We start from the raw sequence: 1,545 nt of genomic DNA, 5'->3' as shown, positions 1-1,545 counted from the left end.
CTTGCCAGCGGTAGCCCTCAACGATTTTGTCTTTCAATGTGCCGGCCAGTTTATCTAACTGCATCGCCGCAGTTTGGGTTTGTTGCGTTTGTTCTGGTGAACCGGCGACAGCTGCGGAACTGCCTATGGCCATCTGTGCTTGTGTTGCTTGAATGGCGGGGATGACAGCTGCTGGGGTCGCATTCGCTTGCGCAATGAGGAATGACCAAGGCCCGAAGTTACTGATTGACTCTTGTTGGTCACCAATTTCAATACACCCTTCTGGCCTGGTGCAGGATTTAGCGAACACGAGCGAGCTTGTGGCGTCTTTTAAGTTAAGGATGGCGACATCGCTCTCTACAAAATCGGCAGCGTTGATGGCTCTATGGGTGGTTAGCCAAAGTAATGCGTCGCTGTGCTGATAATGACTGTTGCGGATGTTGTTGTAAGTTTGTGGGCGCAGTGGCGGAAAGGTGTCCTTTTTGTCCGGTGCTTGTTGATGCTGTGCTTCAGCAACAACAATTTCATCACCTGCCGAAAGTGATAAAGGATCGGCGTCATAGGCCGGGTTAAGCGAGAGCAAGGCTTTCGCTCCCATACCATACAGCTCAGCGATGCTTTGCCAGGTTTCGCCCGCCGCTACATTGTGCGTCGCCTCGGTTTGTTGGGCTTCCGTCTCATCGTTGTTATCTTCTTCGCGCGCTTCTTCCGGCTGTTTGGCTGCATCAAACAGTGCAGGAACATCCAACTTTATTCCGTTTTCACTCAGCCAATCTTCGCTGAGATTATCGAGCTCTTCTCGTGTGATTTGGCGCTCAAGATAAATGATGTATTGGTTCTTAAGTTCTTGGTTGGCCAACTTCCAATACACCAATATAGCGCTTTGGTCTTTGGTAAAACCGCGCTCGTCATTGAGCGTGTCTTGTGTCGATTGCGTAGCGTAAAATGCCCACTTCTCTTGCCCGAGAATTTTGTATTCTTGGATCAGTTCACCATCATTAAAGTGGTAGTAATAGCCTTCTGTCGGCAAGCCTAGGCGTTCGCCCAATCGCACTGCTGGGACGACAGGTATGAATCCCTCAACAGCCTTATGGCTGCCGGCTTTTTGTAAGGTGACGGCTTCTAATGGCGTTAGCCCGAGATTGGCATCAGCAATATGGATGTTTAAGCGTCTTGGTTCATCGAAGGCACTTAACGCCGTATAAAGGGTGCCTAGCTCGGTATTGGCTTGCTCCCAACGGGTGACCGCGCCTTCGTTCTGAGTTTTGGCTAAAGTAAAGTCACAGCGCACCATTTTCTTTATGGTGGCATCCGAGCAGCCGACTTCGAAGCTGTACTCAAACTCTTTGGTTAATTCCTCTTCCGTCTCGGTTGCGATTGGCTGTGACGTATAAGCTCGCTCAAGTGTTGCGGTGTCTCCAATACGTGCACTGTACCCTCCCGTTGCTCTGGGGGTTTTCGTCTTTGCTAACAATTCCTTAGTCGCATCATCCGAAAATGCAGAGATAACTTCAGAGTTTAGGCGCCATGTTTTAGGACCAATTGGGTCGTTGTAACTCAGAAGTG

General features: G+C 49.8%; 1 protein-coding gene. It reads right to left on the bottom strand.

Going from position 1 to position 1,545, the window contains the following annotated elements:
* On the bottom strand, positions 1 to 1,545 hold a 1,545-nt coding region (locus AC4MRV_RS22085), incomplete at both ends, for a LysM peptidoglycan-binding domain-containing protein (RefSeq protein WP_491189410.1).

The organism is Vibrio sp., assembly GCF_984391705.1.
This window is presented reverse-complemented; position numbering and strand designations above follow the sequence as displayed.